22 protein-coding genes are annotated in these 25101 nt (G+C 60.4%); 15 read left to right on the top strand and 7 right to left on the bottom strand.

Annotated features, from left to right (window positions below):
- Nucleotides 1-7 precede the first annotated feature (7 nt).
- Nucleotides 8-1048: an Ldh family oxidoreductase gene (locus ACM6I5_RS10380; protein ID WP_017338658.1), complete on the bottom strand. Its 1041-nt coding sequence runs from the start codon at nucleotides 1046-1048 to the stop codon at nucleotides 8-10.
- 183 nt (nucleotides 1049-1231) lie between these two features.
- Here ACM6I5_RS10380 and ACM6I5_RS10375 point away from each other — a divergent pair, with 183 nt between their 5' ends.
- Both ACM6I5_RS10375 and ACM6I5_RS10370 read left to right on the top strand, forming a co-directional pair.
- Entirely contained in the window at nucleotides 1232-6088 is a 4857-nt protein-coding gene (locus ACM6I5_RS10375) for a dermonecrotic toxin domain-containing protein (protein WP_414883766.1), read from the top strand.
- Nucleotides 6089-6185: 97 nt separating this feature from the next.
- A complete protein-coding gene (locus tag ACM6I5_RS10370) occupies nucleotides 6186-7187 on the top strand; it encodes a FecR family protein (protein WP_414883765.1) in 1002 nt (333 codons plus the stop codon).
- A gap of 52 nt (nucleotides 7188-7239) precedes the next feature.
- Here the strand turns inward: ACM6I5_RS10370 and ACM6I5_RS10365 are convergent, their stop codons facing one another.
- Nucleotides 7240-9585, bottom strand: coding sequence for an acylase (locus ACM6I5_RS10365; RefSeq protein WP_414883764.1), 2346 nt, complete (start codon nucleotides 9583-9585; stop codon nucleotides 7240-7242).
- Between the two features lie 251 nt (nucleotides 9586-9836).
- Between ACM6I5_RS10365 and ACM6I5_RS10360 the strand changes: the two genes are divergently transcribed.
- Nucleotides 9837-10208, top strand: a complete 372-nt coding sequence (locus ACM6I5_RS10360) for a fe2+ zn2+ uptake regulation protein (RefSeq protein WP_414879149.1) — start codon at nucleotides 9837-9839, stop codon at nucleotides 10206-10208.
- A 19-nt stretch (nucleotides 10209-10227) separates the two neighbouring features.
- Here the strand turns inward: ACM6I5_RS10360 and ACM6I5_RS10355 are convergent, their stop codons facing one another.
- Nucleotides 10228-10416 (bottom strand): hypothetical protein, encoded by a 189-nt coding sequence (locus ACM6I5_RS10355; RefSeq protein WP_008024801.1) that lies wholly within the window; start codon nucleotides 10414-10416, stop codon nucleotides 10228-10230.
- 42 nt (nucleotides 10417-10458) lie between these two features.
- Between ACM6I5_RS10355 and ACM6I5_RS10350 the strand changes: the two genes are divergently transcribed.
- Entirely contained in the window at nucleotides 10459-10746 is a 288-nt protein-coding gene (locus tag ACM6I5_RS10350) for a hypothetical protein (protein WP_144425255.1), read from the top strand.
- A 6-nt stretch (nucleotides 10747-10752) separates the two neighbouring features.
- On the opposite strand, the gene ACM6I5_RS10345 is transcribed toward ACM6I5_RS10350, so the two are convergent.
- Nucleotides 10753-11676, bottom strand: coding sequence for a LysR family transcriptional regulator (locus ACM6I5_RS10345; RefSeq protein WP_414879150.1), 924 nt, complete (start codon nucleotides 11674-11676; stop codon nucleotides 10753-10755).
- A gap of 117 nt (nucleotides 11677-11793) precedes the next feature.
- Between ACM6I5_RS10345 and ACM6I5_RS10340 the strand changes: the two genes are divergently transcribed.
- The 6 genes from ACM6I5_RS10340 (at nucleotide 11794) to ACM6I5_RS10315 (ending at nucleotide 18161) form a co-directional block, all read left to right on the top strand.
- On the top strand, nucleotides 11794-12789 hold the full coding sequence (locus tag ACM6I5_RS10340; protein ID WP_414883763.1) for an aldo/keto reductase: 996 nt from the start codon (nucleotides 11794-11796) through the stop codon (nucleotides 12787-12789).
- 166 nt (nucleotides 12790-12955) lie between these two features.
- Nucleotides 12956-14947 carry a methyl-accepting chemotaxis protein gene (locus tag ACM6I5_RS10335; RefSeq protein ID WP_414879151.1) on the top strand — a complete coding sequence of 664 codons (1992 nt, stop codon included), beginning with the start codon at nucleotides 12956-12958 and terminating at the stop codon, nucleotides 14945-14947.
- A gap of 258 nt (nucleotides 14948-15205) precedes the next feature.
- The gene (locus tag ACM6I5_RS10330; RefSeq protein ID WP_017338649.1) at nucleotides 15206-15652 is read left to right on the top strand and encodes a DUF411 domain-containing protein; all 447 of its coding nucleotides are present in this window, start codon (nucleotides 15206-15208) and stop codon (nucleotides 15650-15652) included.
- Nucleotides 15652-16086, top strand: a complete 435-nt coding sequence (locus ACM6I5_RS10325) for a YqaA family protein (RefSeq protein ID WP_414883762.1) — start codon at nucleotides 15652-15654, stop codon at nucleotides 16084-16086. Before ACM6I5_RS10330 ends, ACM6I5_RS10325 begins: the two co-directional genes overlap by 1 nt.
- A gap of 85 nt (nucleotides 16087-16171) precedes the next feature.
- Nucleotides 16172-17194: an alpha/beta fold hydrolase gene (locus tag ACM6I5_RS10320; RefSeq protein ID WP_414883761.1), complete on the top strand. Its 1023-nt coding sequence runs from the start codon at nucleotides 16172-16174 to the stop codon at nucleotides 17192-17194.
- Between the two features lie 13 nt (nucleotides 17195-17207).
- Entirely contained in the window at nucleotides 17208-18161 is a 954-nt protein-coding gene (locus ACM6I5_RS10315; protein WP_414883760.1) for a D-2-hydroxyacid dehydrogenase family protein, read from the top strand.
- A 103-nt stretch (nucleotides 18162-18264) separates the two neighbouring features.
- Here ACM6I5_RS10315 and ACM6I5_RS10310 read toward each other — a convergent pair whose 3' ends face one another.
- Nucleotides 18265-19035 carry a methyltransferase domain-containing protein gene (locus tag ACM6I5_RS10310; protein WP_414883759.1) on the bottom strand — a complete coding sequence of 257 codons (771 nt, stop codon included), beginning with the start codon at nucleotides 19033-19035 and terminating at the stop codon, nucleotides 18265-18267.
- Nucleotides 19036-19172: 137 nt separating this feature from the next.
- Between ACM6I5_RS10310 and ACM6I5_RS10305 the strand changes: the two genes are divergently transcribed.
- Genes ACM6I5_RS10305 through ACM6I5_RS10290 form a run of 4 tightly spaced genes read left to right on the top strand, consistent with a single transcriptional unit; the run spans nucleotide 19173 to nucleotide 21597 of the window.
- Entirely contained in the window at nucleotides 19173-19733 is a 561-nt protein-coding gene (locus ACM6I5_RS10305) for a cytochrome b (protein ID WP_017338644.1), read from the top strand.
- Nucleotides 19734-19758: 25 nt separating this feature from the next.
- Nucleotides 19759-20289 (top strand): tetratricopeptide repeat protein, encoded by a 531-nt coding sequence (locus ACM6I5_RS10300; protein WP_414883758.1) that lies wholly within the window; start codon nucleotides 19759-19761, stop codon nucleotides 20287-20289.
- A 46-nt stretch (nucleotides 20290-20335) separates the two neighbouring features.
- Complete coding sequence (locus ACM6I5_RS10295; RefSeq protein ID WP_202967131.1) at nucleotides 20336-20833, top strand: RNA polymerase sigma factor; 498 nt, start codon at nucleotides 20336-20338, stop codon at nucleotides 20831-20833.
- Nucleotides 20830-21597 (top strand): anti-sigma factor family protein, encoded by a 768-nt coding sequence (locus tag ACM6I5_RS10290; RefSeq protein ID WP_017338641.1) that lies wholly within the window; start codon nucleotides 20830-20832, stop codon nucleotides 21595-21597. Before ACM6I5_RS10295 ends, ACM6I5_RS10290 begins: the two co-directional genes overlap by 4 nt.
- 38 nt (nucleotides 21598-21635) lie before the next feature.
- Here the strand turns inward: ACM6I5_RS10290 and ACM6I5_RS10285 are convergent, their stop codons facing one another.
- The gene (locus tag ACM6I5_RS10285; RefSeq protein ID WP_017338640.1) at nucleotides 21636-22937 is read right to left on the bottom strand and encodes an ATP-binding protein; all 1302 of its coding nucleotides are present in this window, start codon (nucleotides 22935-22937) and stop codon (nucleotides 21636-21638) included.
- 4 nt (nucleotides 22938-22941) lie between these two features.
- Nucleotides 22942-23643: a response regulator transcription factor gene (locus ACM6I5_RS10280; RefSeq protein WP_017338639.1), complete on the bottom strand. Its 702-nt coding sequence runs from the start codon at nucleotides 23641-23643 to the stop codon at nucleotides 22942-22944.
- Between the two features lie 293 nt (nucleotides 23644-23936).
- Here ACM6I5_RS10280 and ACM6I5_RS10275 point away from each other — a divergent pair, with 293 nt between their 5' ends.
- Nucleotides 23937-25094: an efflux RND transporter periplasmic adaptor subunit gene (locus tag ACM6I5_RS10275; protein ID WP_017338638.1), complete on the top strand. Its 1158-nt coding sequence runs from the start codon at nucleotides 23937-23939 to the stop codon at nucleotides 25092-25094.
- Nucleotides 25095-25101 lie beyond the last annotated feature (7 nt).

Genomic DNA, 25101 nt, shown 5'->3' with positions numbered 1-25101 from the left:
CCAATTTTTAGGCGCCGGCCAACTCCCGCAAATTCGCCAGCGTGTCCGCATCCAGCTGAATGCCACCCACGCTGGATTTGGCCCGCTGATGGTGACGACGATCACCCGGCAATCGCTTAAGCCCCACACCGTGCATCTGCCGCACCAGTTCCTGGCTGCGCTCGGCAAAATTCTGTCCGGCGGCCTTGCTCGGATCGATCACGATCAACAACTGTCCGGTCCATGGTGTTTTGGCACCGGGGTGGTTCTTCCAGTCGAACTCGAACGAGAAGTTGCCGCCGGTCAACGCCGCCGCCAACAGCTCCACCATCATCGACAGCGCCGAACCTTTATGCCCGCCAAACGGCAGCAACGCCCCGCCTTCAAGAATCGCTTTCGGGTCTTGGGTCGGCTGACCGAGGCTATCCACGCCCATGCCCGCCGGCAAACGCTCACCCTTGCGTGCAGCGATCTGCACATCGCCATGGGCGATGGCACTGGTGGCCAGGTCAAAGACTATCGGATCACCGTCCGCGCGCGGGGCGGCGAAAGCAATTGGGTTGGTACCGAACAGCGGGCGATCGGCGCCATGCGGCACCACGCAGGTCATGCTGTTGACCACGCTCAACGCCACCAATCCTTCATAGGCGAACGGTTCGACGTCGGGCCACAACGCCGCGAAGTGATGGGAATTGCGAATCGCCAGCACCGCGATACCGGCACTGCGGGCCTTCTCCACCAGCAAGGCGCGGGCAGCGGCGAGCGCCGGTTGAGCGAAACCGTTGCCGGCGTCGACCCGGACAAAACCCGACGCCACGTCTTCTACCACCGGCACGGCCTGGCCATTGACCCAGCCGCTCTTCAACGTCGAGACGTAACCGGGAATGCGAAATACGCCGTGACTGTGGGCGCCATCGCGTTCGGCGCCCGCGCAGTTGAGAGCCAGTGTCCTGGCGACCTCGGCGGAGGTGCCATGGCGAACGAAAATGCGTTCGAGCAACAGGACGAGAGAATCAAAATCCAGGGTTGAGTTGGCCGAACTGACTGCCATTTCAGGCGAAGCGGTCATCTGAAGCTCCAGTGTTATTTTTAGAGACGGGCGACAGGTCGATTAAGCGCTTTCTTACCGGCGTCCTGTCAAGTCTCTCGCGCAAGCAATATGTACCGCACCCCGCCTTTTTCCGGCCTCTATTGTTGCCCCTCGACCCAACGACCTGCACTGAACACCGTCGCAGCCCATCGAGGAAACATCATGACGACGCCTGCACTGCCGTATTTTTTTGACGAAGCAGAACGCGCATCCGCCGCCAGGCAACCCGGCGAACGGGAAAACGCGCTGAGCTTTAGCCTGGACGATCTGAACTGGCTGAAGACGGTTTATCGACCCACCCAGTCAGCCCGTAAAACGCATGTAAAACCGATGCACGCCTACCGGCTCCTGTTGTCCTTGCCGGGCGAGACCGGCATCCCGTTGGCCGGCGCTTTTGCCATGAGTCGGCCCAACGATGGCGAGGTCACGCTCTACACGCCGTGGAAGGGCTTGATCAAATTCGCGGACATGGACGACCTCAAAAGCAAGCTCAAAGAGTGGTTGGCGCACGCCAGCGGAAAACGTGAACTGTTGCGTTTCGTCTCCATCGAACAACGCCTGCCCCTGGCCGCCGCCCCTGCACTCGACATTGCCACCAGCGACATCGAAGGTGCGGTGTTCGAAGACCAGGAACTCGTCCTTCAGCAACAGCAAGAAGAAAACATCCAGGCGATGGCGGGTGAGCTGGTCAAGATACCCACCTTGCAATCGATGCTCGACGATACCCTCAAGCATGCGCTGCTCAAGCCATTCCCCACACTCGACCAGCGCCTGACTCGGCTGAAGAGTTTTGTCAGTACAGGCTCCGCGTTCGATGACCGTGATAAGGCGCACACGATTTCCTCGATGTCACTGAGCGAGGCCCTCCTGCATTTTTACCTGACGAACCAGTGGCCGACAGGCGATTCCAGGGTGTTTACCCATCCCGAGCACAGCGTCAGCAGCGATATCGACAACCAGGCATGGGAAAGCGCCATAAAGGAGATCGCGCAGAGTTTTACGCCTCACCTGCAAAGCCTGCTTGAGACGTTCTGGAACACGCCCATGAGCAATGGCCTGTCGCGCCTGAGTTTTTTCAGCGACTGCATGCGCGACACGTTTCACACGCGGCTTTTACATCAACGCCAGCAGGGCACTTTAACGACGCAGGAATATCTGCAACTGATGAATGTCAGCCTCGCGCCTGCCCCAAACAATCCCCTTCGCATCGAAAAAGTGCGGGTCACCGCCCCGTTCAAACATTTTGCGGAGCTTGCCTCGACCTTGATGATCGGGGGCACCAGCACCCTGAGTTTTCTGTACAACCCGACCCGAGGCATCGAGGCCACAAGCAACCTGCCCGCGGTGAAAAAAATCGCGCTGCACATGCTCAAAAGCGAGGGGCATGAAGACACACTGCTCAATTTCATGTCGCTGGACGAACGCGGTACTTTTCTTGGGCTGGAACCGGACGATCGAGTCGTTGTGGGAGAGCCGGTCATCGGCCCGGCGTTTGAACGGATGATGGTCGACATCGTGGAGAAACAACGGCAAAACCTCAGCCATGCCTTGAGCCGCTACCGTGAAAGCGAAGGTACGCTGGACCCTCACGCCTTGCTCGACAATGCCCTGGACGTCCGGGGATTGATCGATAACCGCCTGCTCCTGGCTGAGGCCGCAGGACGCTGGAGCACGCGCCCGGACCGCCGCGTCAGCGCGAGACCGGCCACCGTGCGTGCCGAGTCGGCCAGACAGGAGCTGTCGCTGCTGAACTCGGTCGAACAGGCGCTCGATCAACTCCTTGAAAAACACCCGGTCATTCCCATCAAAACCCGCACATTCACCGATGCGCACAGCCTCGTCAGTATATCCCTGGCGAATTTGCAATCGAGTTTTACCCATACCCTGTCAACGGCACTGCGCAGTGAATTGAAGCTTCGCTCCGTCTCGCGCACCCTGGGTGCAACGGAACAGGCAATTATCAAAACCGTGCTCGATACCCCGATACACCTGCAACGGGCGGCATTGAACGGTTTTTTTCCGGAGGTCTTTTCCCTGGCATTGAAGACCGGCGCCACCGCGCCCCCGTTGAAACTGGCCAGTTGCTTTGTCCTCACTGAACGGGGAGGCCTGGATCCGGTGCACTCGGGCAAAGCCATTCTGTGGACGCCGGCACTGGGATTTGAAGCCTTCAACACACTGACGCCGCTACTGGAGCAACTCGAGCGACGCCTCAAGGACGAGAATCATCGATCAATGCTCTTGGAAAACCTCGGCCGCAGCGAGCGGTCGCCAGGCAAGGCTTACACCCTGGCGCCACTGCAACGGGTCCATGGGCACTTCCTCGATTATCTGCAAAAGCCCTTTGTCGATCTCGACCAGACCTGCGTCACCCAAGCGTTGACCACCCCGCTCTCTCCCGCACCGCTGGCCAGCCTGCTGAATCTGGTGGCCCTGCGCGAACCGATGACCGGGCTGCGCCGTGCAACCGATATTGCCGAATCCCTGACCACCCAGCAAAAGCTCCCGGCCTGGCTGGCCAAGGCGCCAATCAAAGACCTGATCCTGCATGGCGAACTGCTTCAGCAATACCTTCATAACGTCAAAGACGACCAGGATTACCTCACCGGCATCCGCTCATTGCAGCGCACCGCGCACCATGAGCTGGAAAAACAACTCAAGGCAGACGACTTCAACATTGATCCGGACAAGGTCCGGGTCGAGATCAGCGCGAGCCCGAGGTCTGCGTCCAGCACCCAAACCCTGACCGACTTTGCCTTGACTCACCTCAAGGACCTGGACGCCGTCTTCCTCAAACTGACGTCCCTGGATAACACAGCCATTCCAGAGGGCATGGACGAACGCTATATCAAAGACCTGATACGCGACCTGAAACCGGGTGTGCATCAACAGCAAATAGTCAGCGACGCCCTGGCAGACACCTCGGTGAACGCGGAACGCAGGAAGCTTTTTTACACACAGTTGCCCTGGCAACTGATGCACCACGCCCACGCAGAAAAACTGCAGGAACGCCTCAGCGAAACCGGGTTTGATCTGATCCGCCAGGTCATGGACATGCCCGACGCCATCGCCCGTGCGGCAGTCGAAGGTGCCCATGGGATCATCCGCCCCCTGGAGTTCCTCGGTATCAGGAGCGGGCAAACCGTCAAAGTGCCTGGCGTCTATCTGATCGGCTCATCGGCCGATAGCACGGCACCGCAGGTGCTGCTCGCACCGCACAGCCCCAGGCACGGGATAAAAGAATACGAAAGCGAAACTCAGTTGCTAGCAGAACTGAAGACCCAGGGCGGACTGCTCGACTGGGTCCTCATGAACCTGGAGAACCCTGAACGGATCCTGCTGGAGACCCGAATGGCGACGCCCCCGAGCCGGGTCGCGAGAGCCACGCCGGAGACTCCTGGCGCCCCCGAGGAGGAAGTTACCCTGGCGTCGAATCCCATCAAGGGTCACCTGTTCGGGCACTTGTTCAACGACAATGCCGCGTTGCTCGGCCGATTGCTCGGTTGTCAGTCCGATGACAAGAAGCAGAGTGAGTGGGCAACCATCAAGCACGTACTGGGTGAAGACCTGCACGAGGCGTACTCGTTTTTCATGGGTAAACTCGCTTACCCCGTCACGGTGTGGAACAGTTACCGTGACATCAAGCAATCCGCCGAAGACCTGCAGACGCACAAATGGGGCGCGGCCATCAGGGCATTCATCAGCGGGATCGCACAGCTCGCTTCGCTGCGCCAGTCGTTGGACACCCACGCGCCACCGACGGCTACGCCAGTCGCACCGGCACCAGCAAACTCCGATGCCGCCTGCAAATGGCAGGACATCAAGGTCACCGCCCCCGAGCGCACAGCCTTGAAGCGTCATGAAAGCCGCCATGTCCACCTGAACGCGCTGAAGCCCGACTCGACGCCCGGGCTCTACGCGCACCCCACGACGAAACAGCTTTACGGGCCGGTTGAAGGCAAAGTTTTTCCGGTGACAAAACGCGGCAGCCGCTGGCGCATCGCAGATACACAGACCCTCGGCCCTTATCTGCGACAAAACGCATCGAATCAATGGGTAATCGACCGGAATGCACCGCCTCCGCAATTCGGCCTCATGGATCGGCTGGATGCGGCGGCAGCGGCCTGGGGTGGCATGAACATCGATGCCCATGGGATGCCGCAGATACGCCGGTGTTTCCCACAGAAGGTTCGTCAGATCGACGAAGCGCTGGACCAGGCAACGACCTATGCCTGGAACAGCTTTCGAAACCTGCAGTTGCTGAAGGCGTCCGATGACGCGGAAACCCCCGTGCATCGACTCATCAAACGTTTCATCGATGTGCCGCAAGTGCTGCCCGCGCATGTCGAGAAACTGGAAAAAATCGTGGGCGACCTGTTTACCGCGTTATTGGACCCTACACTCAGAAAGACCAAGTCCAATCGTTTTGTCGTCGGCCGGGTAATCGAGGATGCCTACAGCACATTCGCCTTTATCGTCCCGAATGACGCCAAGCGGAAGATTTATCTGGCGGAAAGGTTCTTCAATCCGGGTTTCGACCTATACCGCCAACATCTTTCCGATACAGCATTCCCGATCAACACGCATGCTCGGGCGGTGACCCTTTTGCATGAGCTTTCGCACCTTGTCTGTAAAACCGAGGACATTTCCTACCTGGACCCTGGCAGGCCCTTTGCCGACCTGATTGGCACAACCAGCGTGACAGCCACCGACCTCAAAAATGCATTGACCCACATCCAGGACACCGCACTGTCGATCAAGACCCCTTACACACAACTGTTCATGACCCGGGATCCAGACACCGGGGTGTGGGAAGATCCGGGAAATTCCACTTATGAAAATACGGATCGGGTGAAAGCGCATATTTTGACGTTGACCGGCGCAGAAAACCTGAGCGGTGCTCGCGAAACCTTTAAAAAAGATTCCCTGACTCGCCTGGCGGTGCAACTCGGCAATGCCGACAGCGTGGCCTGGTTAATCAGTCATCTCGGCCGCCAGTTACACGTCAATACACCTTGATGGCGGAAAATAAACAGACGTTTGATGGGTAAATGCCATGACGCCTGTTCTCGCAGACTGCCCTCAAGGTTAGAATGCAGGAAATCAGGATGAGTCAATGACCGACAGCCCTTTCTCACAAGCCGACTATGACGCTGTCACCGATGCCGCTGCGCATTGGTGCATGCGTCTGCACGCCAGCGACTGCACGGCCGAGGAGCGTCAAGCCTTCGAGCAGTGGCGCGATGCTCATCCGCTGCATGCGTTCGAATACGAGGCGATGCTGGAGATTTGGGAAGTCGCGGAAGATTTGCCGCGCCTCGAGACTGTCGTGCCCATCACTCGGGCCAAGCGTGTAACGCCCTGGCGCACCGTCGGCATTGCCGCGGCCGTTTGTGCCCTGGCGTTGCCACTGGCAGCGTACAGTGGCTGGAATCTGGGCTTGCTGCCCAATTCGTACCAGCATTTCGAAGCCAGCAATGCGATCCGCCAGGTCACCCTGAGCGATGGCAGCCAAGTCGAGTTGAACCTGGGCACTGAACTGACCTTCAGCAATTACAAGGACCAGCGCCGGGTCTCGCTGGATAAGGGCGAAGCGTTTTTCAGTGTCAGCCATGACGCCAGCCACCCCTTTGTCGTCAAGGCGGCGGACGGCAGGATTCGGGTCACCGGGACCAAATTCAACGTCTGGATGTATGAGGATCAGGTGCGCGTGAATCTGATCGAAGGTTCGGTACTGGTCAGCAGCAACGATGACCTGCCGGGCGATGGTTTGCGTCTGGAGCCATCCATGCAGGCGCGCTATAAACACGGCGACTTCACGCCGCAAATCAGCCAGACCTACGCCAATGACACGTCACTGGCCTGGCGCCACGGCAAACTGGTGCTCGATGACCTGGCGTTATCCGAAGCCCTGCCCCTGATCAATCGCTATCTGGAAAACCCCGTGATGGTGGCTGACAACAGCACCGGCGCGATCCGCCTCGGCGGCATCTACAACATCAAGGAACTCCACAACCTGGTGGCGACGCTGCCCAGGGTGTTGCCGGTCTACCTGACTCGAAACAAGGAAGGCAATCCGGTCCTCAACTCCATTCCGCAACAACCCCCGAAAAGCTGAAAGGCCGCCACCCTTGCGGGGTGCGGCCTTTCTTCATCGCTCAAGCAGCGTTTTACTTTTTGGCCACCTTCCCGGCTTTTTCATCCTGTTCACGGATCGTCTGCGCCTGATACTGCGGGTCCGAAGTGATCTGCTGTTCGGTGAACGGCAACACACTCAACTGTTTCTTCGAGAACGCCACGGTCTGGTCATTGGCATGTTTCGACGCCGGGTCGCTGGACAGCGAAAACGCCAGCAGCCCTTTGGCCTGAGGCCCCTTGTCATCGAAAGTCACGACCTGCAAATAGCTGGTGCCGCTGACCACTTCACGTTTGCCATCGGTTCTCGGCACGCTCTGAATGGCGTTGTAAACGCCCAGTGTGCCTGGACCGCCATGAATCGGCGTCTGCTGGCCGCCGCTGCTCACCACCTGGATATCGCCCCAATGGCTGTCGGTCCTGAGCCCCGACCTGCTGACCACTTCCGCCGAAGCCAGCATCGCTTCGCGCAAGGCCTTCGCAACCGCCGGGCGATCAACCGCCAGGCCGCGCGGGGTGTGTTGCGGATCTTTCGGATCGAACGCGACGCGCCAGACATCCGGCGTGTCCTGCACTGATTCCATGACGTTCTGGAAATGGACAAAACCAAGACCGCTGTCCAGATTCGCACTGCGATCCCAGGCCTTCAGGCTCGCACACAGCGGAGTCAGCAGCGGCGCATCGGCGCCAAGGTCCTGCGCGCAGAATTGCAACAGGTCCGGCATGACTTGCGCCGCCTGATACACCTGATCGTCCATCACCATCCGTTGCAGATCCGCTGCCGCAATCGGGCCGGCCTTGTTCAACGTGCCGAGGCGATCCAGGGCAAAGCGTGAACGCAGGCCCAACGGCTGACCGTCCTGGCTGATCAACGGCGAGAAACCGGTGAGCGGCTGCGCCGGGTTGGCCATCCATGCCGAATCGTTGGAGTGCTGCACGAAGTCCTTGCGCAACAGTTGCGGCAACTTGTCCGACGCATAGATGCCTTTTTGTGCCGCCGTCGGGTCGATGTCCCAGGCACAGGCACTGTTGGAACCGTCGAGCACGATCAGTTCCAGTCCGGCTCGCGGATCACTGCACTTGGCCAGTTTGTCGGCATTGACGTTCGGCACCACCGACAGGTTCATGTACAGCGTCTGGCCCTGATCGTCCGCCGCCAGGGTGTTGACCCACGGGATGCCCTGGATCTTGTGGACCGACGCCTGCAATTCCTCGAGGCTGACCGCGCGGTTCATCGCGTACCACTGCTGCAGCACGCGGTCGTTATCGAGGTTGGCGTCGCGCAGGCTGTAGGCAAACTGATTGTCCCAATCCAGTTTTCCAGGCCATTGCACAATCGGGCCGAACCGGGAGCTGTAGACCACGTGCGAAACCGCACGGGTCTGCCCGCCAGGTTGTTTCACGTTCACAGTCACGGTCTGCTGCTTCATCGGCAACGACTTGCCGTCGAGCAGGTAGCGGGTCGGATCCTTCGGATCGAGTTGCAGGCGATACAGGGTGAAATGCTTGGATGAATCCACGGTGTGGGTCCAGGCCAGGTGTTGGTTGAAGCCAATGTTGATCATCGGCAGGCCGGGCAACGCGGCGCCCATCACGTCCAGTTTGCCGGGAATGGTGAGATGCATTTGATAGAAACGCATCCCGCCGACCCAAGGAAAATGCGGGTTGGCCAGCAACATGCCGCGGCCATTGAACGAGCGATCGCTGCCCACCGCGACGGCGTTGCTGCCGCGATCGAGGGCGAAGCGCTGCCGGCGTGCATCGGCGACCTGGAACGACGCGGGCGCGTTTGCGTTGCGAGCGACGGCTTTGGGAGGCATGGCGCCGGCCAGTGCTTCGGCAAATTGCCCGACGCCCCCTTCGACCAGCAGGCGACGGGTCAACTTGACCAGGTCTTGCGCGGTAATGTCCCGCACCCACTCACCCTGGCATTGCTGCGGCAAACCTTGCGCGCGACGCTCCGCCAGCGAGCGGTTGTAGCCCGCCACGTACCCTTCCATGAGGTCGCGGACTTCCGGCGTTTGTGCCTGCCAGAACGCGGAGACGGCCTGCGGCGTATTAAGCCAGTTGAAAAAGACATCGCTGACCTGGTTTTCGCGCTCTTCGACCGTGAACTGCTCCGGGCCGAAATACCGTGAACGCTCGCCGTTCACCGTGGTGATCTCATTGGCCAACAGGCACAGATTATCCTGAGCGTAGGCATAGCCGATGCCGTAGCCCAGGCCACGTTCGTTTTCAGCGCGAATGTGCGGCACGCCGAAGCTCGTCCGGCGGATTTCGGCCGTCGCCTGGTCCGGCTGGCTGCGTGCGTTTGCCGCAAGACTCAAGCCCACCAACACACCGGCAAGGCTCAATCGGGTTAATTGCCTGGTAATAATCACGCTCGCTCCTGATCGAATAAACGAAGGTCACACCCAGCGTGTCACACGCGATAGGCCTGTTTACAGGAACGAAATTCAGGACAAAAATTTAGAGCGCTGGAGGGTGTTTCTGCAGGGCTTTACAGGCTTCTGACGTGATGGCGACAAAATTTCTACATTCGAGCCTTCATGATTTGCGTAGCTCGTACGTCTTATTGAGTAAGAGCACCCAACACATCTTTCCGGTTCAGGCTCTGAAAAGGAGTTTTTGCATGTACAACTCGCAACTGCCAACGGACGGTAGCACTGCACCAATGGGCACTTCCATGGGCTCGAGCCTGTTCACTCAGCGTACCGAACGTCACGGCAACGAACGGATCCGGGTTCTGCTCAAGAGCTTTGGCCTGCGCACCAGCCTGATCCGCCTGAAAGTCATCGATGCCTTGCTGTCCGCCGCCGACAGCGACCGCAGCCTGGGGGTGCGCGGTGTACACAGCCACTTGCTGGAGCTGGATATTCCCCTGTCCTTTCTCAGTGTCCGCGAAGTGTTGAAGCGCTTGTGCAGCGAAGGCGTGATTACGCTGAACGCGGACAAGAGCTACAGCCTGCATCCACAGGCTGCCGCCGCTCTGCACGGCGAATAATCGTTTCGGCGGGCGTCGCTCAGGGTTTGACCTTGCGGCGCATCACGCCATTGATCACCACCACGATCACCGCCACGCCAATGGCGATGTACTGAAACAGCTTTTCGCTGATGACGCCGGCATTCTGCAAATACGAAAGGCCAAACATGATCCCCAGCACCACCAGGGAGATCAGAATCGAGTATTTCAAACGTTGCGACTGGGTCATTGCCCTTTTCCTTTAACAAAAAGCTTAAACATAAGCCTGAACGTGAACCTGAAAATGTATCCGGTTTGTATCCGGATGCATGCCAAGCCCCTACCGTTTTTCGGGGATGCGGCGCTGCAAACGGGGTCTCATGTTACAGCCGATGAAGCCTTTTGGCTTCATAGCGGCGATAACCATGAGGATTTCGAAATGTTCCGTCGAATCACACTGCTGATTCCCCTGCTTGCCCTGCTTTCCCTGAGCGGCTGCATTATTTTCCCCCACGGCGGCTGGCACGGCGGCCACCATTACGACGGCCGTGGCGGACCGGGGTACTACCAGCATCGCTGAGGATTTTCAGCGAGCTGATGGATGGCTGAAAAAGTCATTTCCCGGCTGCGCGCAAAGCTCGATCATCCAGTCAACGAACACCCTTACCCGCCGCGACAACTGACGGTGGGGAGGATAAAGCGCCGTCAGCGGCATCCCCGGTGGCGGCACTTCCCTCAGCACCTCGATCAAACCACCTTCCTTGATACGCCGGGCCACGTGATAGTACGGCGCCTGCACCAGCCCATATCCGGCCTCGCACGCCGCCAGGTAACCATCGGCACTGTTGACCGAGACCTGCCTGGGCAGACTGACCGGTTGTACCTGCCCATCGACGACAAATTCCAGCCCATAGCGTTTGCCGTTGCTGGCGACGTACTCCACCATCTGATGCCCCGCCAGATCGGCCAAACCCTGTGGCGTGCCATGACGCTGCAAGTAATCGGGGCTGGCGCAGGTGACCTGGTCCAGCATGACCAGCGGCCGCGCCACCAGTGAATCATCGAGCGACGCGCCGCCGCGCAATACGCAATCGACACCTTCGCGAATCAGGTCGACAGGCCGGTCATTCAAACCGATCTCCAGTTCGATCAAGGGATAGCGGGCGGTGAACTGCGGCAATGCCGGGATCACCACCAACCGCCCGATGCCCCCGGGCATGTCCACGCGCAACAGACCTTTGGGGTTGTGCCGCGCGGCGGAGAACACCGCTTCGGTTTCCTCAAGGTCTGCCAGCAACCGCACGCAACGCGGGTAATAGGCGGCACCGTCGAGCGTCAGGCTGATCTGCCGCGTGGTGCGTTGCAGCAGTTGCACCCCCAGATGGCTTTCCAGTTGCTTGATCAGAACGGTCACCGAGGCACGGGGAATTTGCAGGCTGTCCGCCGCTTTGGCAAAGCCCCCCAGTTCGACGATTCGGGTGAACACGCGCATGGCGTTGAAACGATCCATTGTTGTTTGCACCGACTGATTATTTAGAAATCATGAATAGTGATAGCAGTTTTAGCCGGTTTATCTCGTTTCTGTCGAGGTCGACAATGGACGTCACATTCACAGGGAGCTGATTTCATGCAAACACGTCAACTGGGCAAGAACGGTCCACAGGTCAGTGCCATCGGCCTGGGCTGCATGGGCATGACCGATTTCTACACGACGGGCGTCGACACCCGCGAGGCCACGGCCACCCTGCACCGGGCGCTGGAACTGGGCATCAATCTGCTCGACACCGCCGACATGTACGGCCCGCATACCAATGAGGAACTGATCGGCAAAGCCATCGTCGGCAAGCGCGATCACGTGTTCCTGGCGAGCAAGTTCGGCATCGTGCGCGACCCGGCGAATCCGAGCGCCCGCGGGGTCAACGGCCGTCCGGACTACATTCGCTCCTCAATCGACGGCACCCTCAAGCGCCTCGGTGTCGAGACCCTGGACTTGTATTACCAGCACCGTATCGACCCGCAAGTGGCTATCGAGGAAACGGTCGGTGCCATGGCCGAACTGGTAAAGGCCGGCAAGGTGCGTTACCTGGGATTGAGCGAGGCCTCGGCGGCGACACTGGAACGGGCGAACAAGGTCCATCCGATCAGTGCACTGCAAAGCGAGTACTCGTTGTGGAGCCGCGACCAGGAAGAAAACGGCTGTCTGGCCACGTGTCAGCGGCTGGGCATCGCCTTTGTCCCGTACAGCCCGTTGGGCCGCGGTTTTCTGACTGGCGCACTGAAAAGCCCGGATGATTTCGCGGCAGACGACTACCGTCGTTTCAGTCCACGGTTCCAGGGCGACAACTTTGCGAAAAATCTATTGCTGGTGCAGCAGGTTCAGGACCTGGCGGCGGAAAAAGGCGTGACGGCGGGTCAACTCGCGTTGGCGTGGGTGCTGGCTCAGGGGGATTACCTGATCCCGATTCCGGGGACCAAACAACGTAAGTACCTGGAGGAGAACGTGGCGGCGCTGGAGGTCAAACTGAGCCGCGAAGAGTTGCACGCGCTGGAAGCCATCTTCCCGGCGAATGCCACGGCCGGTTTGCGTTATCCCGAAGAAGTCATGAAGTTGCTGGACCGTTGATCTGCACCTGGCCCGTTCGGTTGCCTGAACGGGCCAGTCACTCCACCGCCCGTCACCTCGCCCCTAGCTTGCACGATCGTACCTAAAGCTCCGCATATGCAGGCCGATAGCCCTTTGAAGCGCCGAAATTTCCCAATAAGAACGCTGCTAAAAAGGACCCGGCTCCATGCCCGCATTCCGCACCATTCAGGCTCGCTACACACTGTTTCTGGTCCTGTTCATTTTGCTGCTGTCTATTCTCACCGTAGTCGGCATCAGCCAATTGGTAGCGCCGAAACTTCGCCACACCGAAGAACAAGTGGCCCTCAATCGCATCGCTGAAGTCGCCGAGCAAATCCAGGGCGAACTGAACAAGGTTCAGGCGCAGCAGCGCAGCATTACCCAGACCATTCCTCTGCTCGACAGCGCCGCCATCGACACCGTTCTGCCGGGCCTGGTCGATCAATACGGGGAGCTGAAAGTCTTCGGCGGCGGCATCTGGCCCCTGCCCGGCCAGCGTGAAGCCGGGCGCAACAAATTCAGCACCTTCTGGCACCGCGATGCCTCGGGCAAGCTGGCGGTGAACACCTTCTGGAACAGTGACGCGGCGCCCAACTATTACGACCAGACCTGGTACAAGGGCGGCATGCAGACCCCGCGCGGACAATGCGCCTGGGCCGCGGCCTATAAGGATGATGCCAGCGCCGAGCCGCGCACCAACTGCGCCATGGCCATTCAGAAAAACGGCGCGGCGTATGGCGTATCAACCATTGACGTGACCCTCGGTTTCTTCAATGACCTGGTGGCACGCAAGGAAAAAGACCTGGGCGCGGAAATGCTGATCGTCGAGTCCGACGGCAAGATCATCAGCAACAGCTCGCGCATCAGCGGGCCGATCGTGCTGAAGAACATCAGCGAACTGGCCGGTAACTCGCCCTTCGCCAGCCAAGTGAAGGCCGGCCTGCAAAACCGTGATCGATCGCAGCGCGTCGAGTTCGACAACAACGGCGAAGCCAGCACCTTCTTCATGCGCCCGATCGAAGGCACGCCGTGGTTCCTTGCCACCGCCCTGCCGACCAAACTGATCACCGCCCAGCGCGACGACGTGCTCAGCACGCTAAGCCTGCTGCAAATCCCGATGGTGATCCTGCTGGTGTTGCTGCAAATCTACGCGATCCGCCAGTTGATCCAGCGCATGAAAGCGCTGAAGGCCAATATCGACGCGCTGTCGGCCGGTGACGCCGACCTGACCAAACGCATCACCATCCGCGCCGAAGATGAACTGGGCGCCATCGGCCACTCGGTCAATGCCTTCATCGCGTACCTGCAAAACATGATCGGCGAAGTCACCCAGGCCACCGGCGCCATGGCGTCCAGCCTCGATAACCTGCAACGCACGTCCGCGCACACCAGCCAGATCCTGGTGCGCCACGCGTCGGAAACCGACCAGACTGTCACCGCCATCACCGAGATGAGTTCCACTGCCGAAAGCGTGGCGCAGAATGCGGCTGAAACCGCTGCGTTCACCCAACGCGCCAACGAAAACGCCGACCGTTCACGGGTGGTCGTGGGCGAAGCCTCCAGCAGTGTGATCGCGCTGATCGACGAAGTGGCCAGCGCCACGCATAAAGTCGAAAGCATGCAACAGGACGCCCAGCGCATCACCGAGATTCTCGGGGTGATCGGCGCCATCGCCGGGCAAACCAACCTGCTGGCCCTCAACGCCGCCATCGAAGCCGCTCGCGCCGGTGAGCAGGGACGCGGTTTTGCGGTGGTGGCCGATGAAGTTCGCGCCCTCGCCGCTCGCACCCAGGCCAGCACGTCGGAAATCAACGAGATGCTCACCCGCCTGACCCAAGGCGTGAGCTCGTCGGTCAGTGCCATGGAAAACACTCAGGCCAGCTGCCAGTCGGCGGCCGATGCGACGGCTCGCGTCAACACCGGGCTGGATGAAATGGCCGGTTCTGTCAGCCACATCAACAGCCTCAGCACCCAGATCGCCACCGCCGCAGAACAGCAGAGTGCCGTGACCGAAGAGATCAACCGCAGCATGGTGCAAATCCGCCACATGGTGGATGAATTGGTGAAAAGCGGTCAGGCGAGTGAGCTCAATACCCGGCAGTTGCTGGAGGCCAATAGTCGCGTGAGTGCGATTATGGGGCGGTTCAAAGTCCGCTGATGGGTGAACGCAGCTCCCTGTGGCGAGGGAGCTTGCTCCCGCTGGGCTGCGAAGCGGCCGCCTTGGCATTCAACGCGGTGCTAGCAGTTAAATCGCGCAACCTGGTTTGCGCCTGCTGCGCAGGCGAGCGGGAGCAAGCTCCCTCGCCACAAAAGCCCGCCTGGCGGTATCACTTCGAAACAATCTCTTGCCTCGTTACTGGCTAAAGCAGTCAAAATGCCTCTTTTTTTGACCATCCTCCGAGTCGAGATATTGCCCATGCGAACCCACCTGCGTCTGGTCGCCCTGAGCGCCCTGTTCATTTCCTCCCTGGCCCAGGCCGCCGACCTGATCCCGATCGAAGTCCATCGCGACGCCAACTGCGGCTGCTGCAAAAAATGGATCAGCCATCTGGAGGCCAACGGCTTCAAGGTCGAGGATCACGTTGAAGCCAACATGAGCGAATTCAAGCAACAGCACGGCGTGCCACCGCGCCTGGCGTCCTGCCACACCGCTTTGATCAATGGCAAATTCGTCGAAGGGCATGTCCCGGCCGATCAGGTGCTGGCCTTGGGCAAGCGCGATGACCTGTTAGGTGTGGCGGCCCCGGGCATGCCGATGGGTTCGCCGGGCATGGAAATGGACGGCATGAGCGATGCTTATCAGGTCATCGGCCTGAAAAAGGACGGCACTGATGTGGTGGTGGCGGACTACGCTGCCCATTGATGTTCGGTGCGTACATCGGCCTGTTCCTCGCCGCATTCGGTGCGGCGACCCTGTTGCCGTTGCAGTCCGAAGCACTGCTGGTGGGGTTGTTGCTCAACAAGCAGTATTGGCTCTGGTCGCTGCTGGCGGTCGCGACCCTGGGCAATGTCCTCGGCTCGCTGTTCAACTGGTGGCTGGGGCGAGGTATCGAGCGGTTTCGCGACCGGCGCTGGTTTCCGGTCAGCCCGCTGCATCTGGAAAAGGCCCGGGTTCATTATCAGCGCTACGGCCATTGGTCACTGTTGCTGAGTTGGGTACCCGTTATTGGTGATCCGCTGACCCTGGTCGCCGGGGTGATGCGCGAGCCGCTCGGGCGCTTCCTTGTGATCGTGACGATTGCCAAAGGCGCCCGCTATGGCGTACTGGCCCTGGCGACCCTGGGCTGGATGAGTTGAACGATCATTCGCCGCGATTGCCTGTGTTTAATGTCGCCCTAATCATGCCGATCCAGCATCGGCCGATTTCCTGTGGAGTTTACCCATGCCCCTCGCCCGCTTCCGTTGGCTACCCAGCCTGCTGCTGACCGCCGCACTGCCCGTCATCGCTGCCGAAGGTCCGGAGTACGGGCCGGAGCTGCAAGGCTTCGAGTATCCCTACACGATCAAACATTTCGCCTTTGAGTCCCAGGGCAAATCCCTGCAAATGGGCTACATGGACGTAGCCGCCCATGGCAAGGCCAACGGACGCAGCATCGTGCTCATGCACGGCAAGAATTTCTGCGGCGCAACCTGGGACACTTCGATCAAGGCCTTGAGTGACGCCGGCTACCGCGTCATCGCACCGGACCAGATCGGCTTCTGCACCTCCAGCAAACCGGACAACTACCAGTACAGCTTCCAGCAACTGGCAACCAACACCCAGCAACTGCTCAAAGCCCTCGGTATCCAGAAAGCGACCCTGCTCGGGCATTCCACCGGCGGCATGCTCGCTACCCGTTACGCACTGCAATATCCCGAGCAGGTTGAACAACTCGCCCTCGTCAACCCTATCGGCCTGGAAGACTGGAAAGCCCTCGGCGTGCCCTATCGCACGTTGGATCAATGGTACGAACGTGAGCTGAAACTGACCGCCGATGGCATCCGCACCTATGAACGCAACACCTATTACGGCGGCCGCTGGAAACCCGAATTCGATCGCTGGGTGGACATGCTCGCCGGTCTGAATAAAGGGCCGGGGCATAAACAAGTGGCGTGGAATTCGGCGCTGATCTACGACATGATCTTCACCCAGCCGGTGTACTACGAGTTCAAGGACCTGAAGATGCCGACGCTGTTGCTGATCGGTACGTCCGACACCACGGCCATCGGCAGCGACATCGCGCCGCCCGAGGTCAAGGCAAAACTCGGTCACTACGACGTGCTCGGCAAACAAGTCGCGAAGCTGGTTCCCCAGTCGACGCTGGTGGAATTCCCCGGCATGGGCCACGCGCCGCAGATGGAAGAACCGCAGAAATTCCACCAGGCCTTGCTCGCCTGGCTGAACAAAACCAACCCCGTTCGTTGATGAGGTAAGGCTGATGGCTGTGCAGATTGCGGTGATCGATGACTGGCAGGATGTGGCGCGCACTGTCGTGGACTGGTCGGCGCTGGACGCCATCGGCCAGGTTGATTTTATCCATGATTACCCGGCCGACAACGAGACGCTGGCAGCACGCCTGGGTGAGTTCGAAGTGATCTGCGTGATGCGCGAGCGCACCCGGTTCGACCAGGATCTGCTGCGGCGTCTGCCGAAACTCAAACTGCTGGTTACCGGCGGCATGCGCAACGCTGCGCTCGACCTCAAAGCTGCAACCGCTCTCGGCATTCAGGTCAGTGGCACCGACAGCTACAAACACGCCGCGCCGGAACTGACCTGGGCGCTGATCATGGCTGCGACCCGCAACCTTGTCGTGGAAGCCAATGCCCTGCGCGCCGGAAAATGGCAACAGGGCCTGGGGGGCGACCTGTACGGCAAGACCCTGGCGATTCTCGGCCTGGGCAGCATCGGCCAGCGGGTCGCGCAGTTCGGCCAGGTGTTCGGTATGCGAGTGATCGCCTGGAGCGAGAACCTGACCGCCGAACGCGCCGCCGAAGTGGGCGTGACCTATGTGAGCAAACAGGAACTGTTCGAACAGGCCGACGTGCTCTCCGTGCATCTGGTGCTCAGCGACCGCAGCCGTGGATTGGTCGACGCACAGGCGCTGGACTGGATGAAACCTACGGCGCTGCTGGTCAACACCGCACGCGGGCCGATTGTCGATGAAGCAGCGCTGATCAAGGCGTTGCAGAAACAGCGCCTGGCCGGGGCAGCGCTGGATGTGTTCGAGCTGGAGCCCTTACCGGCTCATCACCCGTTCAGGACATTGGAGAATGTGCTGGCGACGCCGCATGTCGGGTATGTCAGCCAGCAGAATTACCATCAGTTCTTTTCGCAGATGATCGAGGATATTCAGGCCTGGTCTGCTGGAACCCCGATCCGCCTTCTAAGCTGATACCGCGTCATCGTTCATCGCTAGCAGGCTAGCTCCCACAGAGGTCCTGTGCACGCAGATCCAGTGTGGGAGCTAGCCTGCTAGCGATGGCCGCACCACCGATCTAACTGACTTTCACCGCCACAAACGCCGCCGTCACATACGGCACCGTCACCACGTCCTTGCCCCGCAGTTCAGGCTCGGCATCCACCAACACCCGCATCTGCTCATCCACTTTCGCCCGCTCCGCTGCCGGCAATGCCGAGACGAAACTGGTGGAGCGCACTCGGTTGAAAATCACATCTTCCGGCGCGCCCGTATGCCCATGGCTGAATTGCCGCTCTTGCAGCGGTCCGAACGCGGCATGCGGAAAAGCCCGACGCCAGGCTCCGGTGTAGAAACGCGGGGTATCGCCCTCCAGCGCATTGACGATCGCATCCAGTTTGGGCACCCAGCTCACGCGCGTGTCGCGCAGGTTCCACACCAGCCCCAGCTTGCCGCCGGGTTTGAGCACCCGGGCAATTTCAGTCAGGGCTTCGCCGCTGGCAAACCAGTGAAAGGCCTGGGCGCAGATCACCACATCCACCGATGCGTCCGGCAGCGGCAGGTCCGTGGCCGTGCCGCTTACCGCCAAAACATCAGGCCAGGCTTCAGACAGTTTTTCGAGCATCTGCGGCACCGGCTCCACGGCAATCACCAGCGCCCCGGTCGCCACCAGCCGACCGGTGAACTTGCCAGTCCCGGCGCCCAGATCGACCACGGATTTATCCGCATTCAAACCCAGCGTGTCTGTCAGCCAATCGGCCACTTGCGGCGGATAATCCGGACGACCGCGAACGTAGGTGTCGGCAGCCGTTTTGTAACCGGCGGCCGCTGAGTGATGGACCTGTTTCATGACAACGCTCCACTACGACTTCGAACGCTGTCGAGCATAGCGCCTCGATTTGCGCTTTCCTTGAAAAGACCGCCAGAAAGAAATGAATAATTGTTCACCCTGCGGTGTTCACTTGGCATCACCCATGAGGATCGCCCGTGAACAACCTGAACCCGGATTCGCCGATACGCTACGACCGCCTGACCATGATGCTGCACTGGCTGACCGCCGTGCTGGTGATTGGCCTGTTCGCCAGTGCCCAGGTCTGGGAACAACTGGCCAAGGGCACGCCACTGCGCAAGGAACTGCAGGCATTGCACATTTCCTGCGGCCTCCTGCTCGCGGTGATCGTTCTCAGCCGACTGCTCTGGCGCCTGTCCCGGGGCCGGCGCTTGCCGCCCGCCAATCGGGGCGTCATGAATAGTCTGGCGAAGACCGCGCACCTGGCGCTCTATGCGTTGTTGCTGAGTCAAATCGTGCTGGGTTTCCTGTTTCGCTGGGCCCAGGCAGAACCGTTCAACTTTTTTGGCCTGTTCGATGTCCCAACCTTGATCACCTTCGATAAAAGCATGAAATCGGTGTTCGGCGGTCTGCATGAACAGGTGGCGTGGGCCATTGTGATACTGGCCGGGCTGCATGCGCTCATGGCTCTGGTTCACCATTACGGCTTGCGTGATAACACGTTGCGCCGCATGTTGCCGGGCCGTGGTTTGGACTGATACGAATAATCTCTGGAGCTTCGCCATGAATAGCCGTTTTGCTGTTTTTAGTGCCCCACTGCTGCTCGCCGTTGCATTGTCCAGCTCCCTGGCACTGGCCAATGGCGATGACGAAGAACCCGCCAAACCCAATTGCCCCAAAGGCCAGGTCTGGGACAGCAAATCGCAGAAATGCGTGATGCAGACCAGTAGCCTCGTACCGGATGCCGATCGCACCGACTACGCCTACCGCCTGGCCAAGGACGGGCGTTATGAAGAAGCCCTGGCCTTGCTCGATACGCTGAAAAACCCGAACACCGCCAAGGCGCTTAACTACCGCGGCTATGCCACGCGTAAACTGGGGCGCACCGAAGAGGGCATTGGTTATTACCTGAAATCGGTCGAACTCGATCCACAGTACGCGCAAGTCCGCGAGTACCTCGGCGAAGCTTATGTGATCAAAGGCCGCCTGGACCTTGCACAAGAGCAGTTGCAGCAGATCAAATCGATTTGCGGCAACACCTGTGAGGAATACCAGGACCTGGCCGAAGCCATCCACGATTCATCGAAAACCTGACGGGACGGAGGTCGCCATCGCCAGCGATCAGGCAATACGGGCAGAGCTGGGCCAGCACCTGGCGCGTTTATGGCGCTACGGCCTGCTGCTGTCCCGGCAACGGCATGTCGCCGAAGACCTGGTGCAGGCCACCTGCGTGCGGGCGCTTGAACGAGCCGGGCAATTTGTCCCCGGCACCCGCATGGACCGCTGGCTGCTGAGCATCCTGCATTCGATCTGGCTCAACGAAGTGCGCTCGCGGCGGGTGCGTCAGGGCCAGGGGCTGGTGGATGCCGACAACGCCTTGTCGTTCGACGGTGAGCATGTCGCGCAAACCCACGTGCTCGCGACGCAGGTGATCCGGCGCGTCGATGCACTGCCCGAAGCCCAGCGCGAAACCGTTTTTCTGGCCTATGTCGAAGGCTTGTCCTATCGCGAAGTCGCTGAAGTGCTGGACGTGCCCATCGGCACGGTCATGAGCCGACTGGCCGCTGCACGGGCGAAACTGGCCGAGTATCCGCCGTTGCACGCCGTGCCGAACCCCACCACCGGAGAACGTCGATGAACGATCACGCGAAACCGTCGGATGAGCAACTGGTGGCTTACCTTGACGACCAGCTCGATAGCGACCAGCGCAGCCGTATCGACGCGGCCATCGCCGAAGATTCGACGCTCAACCTGCGCCTGCAATGGCTGGCCCGCAGCAGCCTGCCATTCCGGGAGGCCTACGAGAAAGTGACACAACAGGCACCGTTGGACCGCTTGCACGCCATGCTCGACACCTTGCCCTCGCCAGCCCCGCCGGCGATGAGTCGACGCTGGTTTCTTGCCGCCGCGGCCGGCCTGGTGGTGAGCGGTGTGCTGGCGGACCGGTTGTTCCTGGGCTGGCAGGCGAGTCAGCAGAAGAACAACTGGCGTGGTCTGGTGGCGGACTACATGGTGCTTTATGTGCCACAAACCCTGGAACACCTGCCCAACGACGAAGCCACGCAACGTGCGCAACTGCGCACCATCGACGCTCGCCTGGGGCTGAGCCTTTTACCAGGGGCACTGGCCCTGCCACGCGCCGAACTCAAGCGCGCGCAAATCCTCGAGTACGACGGCATGCCCATCGCCCAGATTACTTATCTGGACCCGGCGCATGGCCCCATGGCGCTGTGCGTCACCCGCTCCAACAGCGGCAGCCGACACTTCGCACACGAGCGTCGGCACGGGATGAACGTGGTGTATTGGGCCGATATGGAGCATGCGTGGATGCTGATCGGACATAACCCGGCGTCGGAACTGGAAGAGATGGCGAAGGTGCTGCGCGGCCGGTTGAGCGCTTGATCAAACAGGTCGCGCCTCGCCTCAGGAATTGCGCTGATTCATGCTGGGGTGGGAAGCCACGACCGAAACCGCGCGCCCCCCAGCGGTGAAGGCTCGACCGTGAGTGTACCGCCCTGCGCCTCCAGCGCCCTTCGGCTGATCGCCAGCCCCAATCCAAACCCGCCCGTCGCTCTGTCCCGACTGCGGTCCAGGCGGTAGAACGGCTCAAAAATCCGCTCACGTTCGTCATCGGGAATGCCGATCCCGTCGTCATCGACCCAGATTTCACACCCCTTTGCGCAGACCTTCACACCAATCTGAATGCGCTTCTCGCAATACCGCATCGCGTTGCGCAGCAGGTTCTGAATGGCGCGAGCGGTGAGGCGCGGGTCGAGACTGAAGCGTTCGAGCTGGCCGTGAAGCAGCACGTCAATCACGATTTCCGGAGAATCCAGTTCTTCGTCGACACTGCCCAGAATGCTGTCGATGAATTCGTCCAGCGACACTTCGACCTGTTCCGGCAAACGTGCCGGGTTTTGCAGGCGGCTGTAGGAGAGCAGCTCCAGCACCAGTTCGTCGAGTTCGCGGATGTGCGCAACCAGGCCTTGCAAACGCTCGCGGCTGGCGGCCGGCAAGTCGTCGGACAGCGCCAGGGCCAGGCCAAAGTCCAGCCGTGTCAGCGGCGTGCGCAGCTCGTGGGAGACCGCGTCGAGTAAATCCCGCTGCTGGTTGAGCAGGTTTTCAATGTCGCCCGCCATGGTGTCGAACACGTGGGCCAGGCTACCGATGTTGGAGCTGGCGGAAATCTTCGTGCGCTCACTCAAGTGCCCCTTACCGAAGCGCTCGGCGGTGCCTTTGAGGCGTTCCAGATCGCGCCAGTGCGGGCGCAGCCAGGCCAGCAGACACGCCAGCATCGTCGCACCGATCAGCACGTTGATGCTCCAGTACAACAGGTTGACGTCCAGCGGGTCCGGCGGCACGACCATTTGCACCACCGTTTGTGGGTTCAACGGTGTCACCGCCAAGGTGCGCCAGCCCCAGTCGCCAATGCGCACCACGCTTTCGCCACGCTGCAGACGCTGCTGCTCTGCCGGGGTCAAGCCAGGATCGTCACTGCCGGTCAGCACGATGCGCAGCGGGTTGAATTCCTTGTCCATTTCGCTCGCCAACGCCGGCCATTGTGCCTCGGGCACGGCGTGGAACTGCTTGACGATGAGGGTTTGCAGCCCGCGGGAATAATCGAGGTTGTAGGTGACGAAGCGCTCCTGGAAGACCTTAATCACCACGTCCGGCACCAGATAAATCGCCGCGCTGTAGGAGACGATCGTCACCAGATACAGGCGAAACAGGATTCTGAACATCGCCTCAGCATTCCCATTCGGAGCGGCTGAACAGATAACCCTTGCCCCACACGGTCTTGATCTTGCGCGCTTCGCCAGCGTTATCGTCGAATTTGCGCCGCAACTTGGAGATCGCCACGTCCACCGAACGGTCGGTGCCGTTGAATTCGATACCGCGCAGGCGTTGCAGGATCTGGTCGCGACTCAGCACTTCACCGGCATGTCGGGCCAGCACCACCAGTAGGTTGTATTCGCCGCTGGACAGTTCGACCAGTTGTTCGCGCCAGGTCACGGTGCGCTCGGACAGGTCGATGCACAGATTGCCCATGAGAATGCGGTCGTTGGCGGTCTGCGGCTCGCTAAGGCTGCTGCGGCGCAACAACGTACGGACGCGGGCCAGCAACACACGGGGTTCGCAAGGTTTGGTGACGTAGTCATCGGCGCCCATTTCCAGGCCCAGCACCTGATCGTGGCTGTCGTCCCGGGCGGTCAGCATCAGGATCGGCAGCGTGGCCGAGTCCGCTCGCAGCAAGCGACAGACTTGCAGGCCGTCGAGGCCCGGCAACATCAGGTCGAGGATCACCAGGTCCGGCGGATTGATCCGCGCGCGCTCGCGCACGTGATCGCCTCGGCTGATCACACTGACGGAATAACCGTTGCGTTCCAGGTAGCTGGCAATCAGTTCGGAGAGCGCGGTGTCGTCTTCGACCAGGAGGATGTTGGGCATGGGTGTTTCCAGAAAGTGCAGTGGCGCCTGTTGTGCCGGCATCGCTAGCAGGCTAGCTCCCACAGTTGATAGGGGATGTTCACAAAACCTGTGCTCACATCAACCCCTGTGGGAGATAGCCTGCTAGCGATGGCAGCATGACAAGCGCTGAAAGAATCAAGCCACGAAGGATATACGCCCTCACCCCTGCCTGAGTAAAACCCTTACACAATTTCACACAGCACCAACAAAGCTTCACCGCTACCCTCGTCGCCTCCCCGTAGGATGCGGGAGTTCATTATTGGGGTATTTACATGTCAAAGAACCTGCTTGCCAAGCTCAGCCTGCTGGCACTGGCGATGACGCTGAGCGCTTGTGACAAGTCCTCCAACGCCGAAGAACAGGCGCCATTGGCCACCGTGCGCGTCGAAACCCTCGACGCCCGGCCTCTGTCGATCACCAGCGAGCTGAGCGGGCGGATTGCCGCGCCCCGGATCGCCGAAGTTCGCGCCCGTGTCGCCGGCGTCGTTTTGCAACGGGTCTTCCACGAAGGCAGCGATGTGAAGAAAGGCGACGTGCTGTTTCGCATCGACCCTGCCCCCTTCAAGGCTGACCTGGACAGTGCCGAAGCGGAACTGCGAAAAGCCGAGGCCAATGCCTTTCAGGCGCGCCTGCAAGAGCAGCGTTATGCCCAGTTGATCGAAGGCAACGCCATCAGCGGCCAGGACTACGACAACGCGCGTTCCGCCGTGCGGCAAACCGCCGCCGAGGTCGCCGCCAACAAGGCCGCCGTGGAGCGGGCGAAACTCAACCTCGGCTACGCCACCGTCACCGCGCCGATTTCCGGGCGCATCGGCCGTGCACTGGTCACCGAAGGTGCGTTGGTCGGGCAAAACGAAACCACGCCACTGGCATTGATTCAGCAGCTGAACCCGATTCATGCCGACCTGACTCAATCGACCCGTGAACTCAACGACCTGCGTCGTGCCTTCCGTTCCGGTCAGTTGCAGGAAGTGGGTCAGGGCCAGGCCAAAGCCACGCTGATCCAGGACGACGGCAGCCTTTATCCGTTGCCGGGCAAGCTGCTGTTCACCGACATCACTGTCGACCCGGGCACCGGCCAGATCATCCTGCGCAGCGAGTTCCCCAACCCGGACCTCGACTTGCTGCCCGGCAGCTTTGTGCGGGTGCGGCTGGAGCAAGCGGTGAATCAGCAAGGCATCAGCGTGCCGCAACGGGCCATCCAGCGTGACAGCGCCGGTATTGCTCAGGTGCTGTTGCTCGACGCGGATCAACGGGTCGGCCAGCAACCGGTCGAGCTGGGCGCCGTGCAAAACGATCGCTGGATCGTCACCGCAGGCCTCAAGCCCGGCGACCGCATCGTCATCGAAGGCCTGCAACACGCCAAGCCCGGCGAGAAAGTGCAGATCGACGATTCCCCTCTTCCACTTGCCCAGGCCACTGGTCAGTAAGCAGGAC

It is taken from the genome of Pseudomonas sp. IT-P171 (genome assembly GCF_949767765.1).
GTDB lineage: Bacteria > Pseudomonadota > Gammaproteobacteria > Pseudomonadales > Pseudomonadaceae > Aquipseudomonas > Aquipseudomonas fluorescens_B.
Note: the sequence above shows the minus strand (reverse complement) of the source record. Positions and strands in the feature narration are given on the sequence as shown.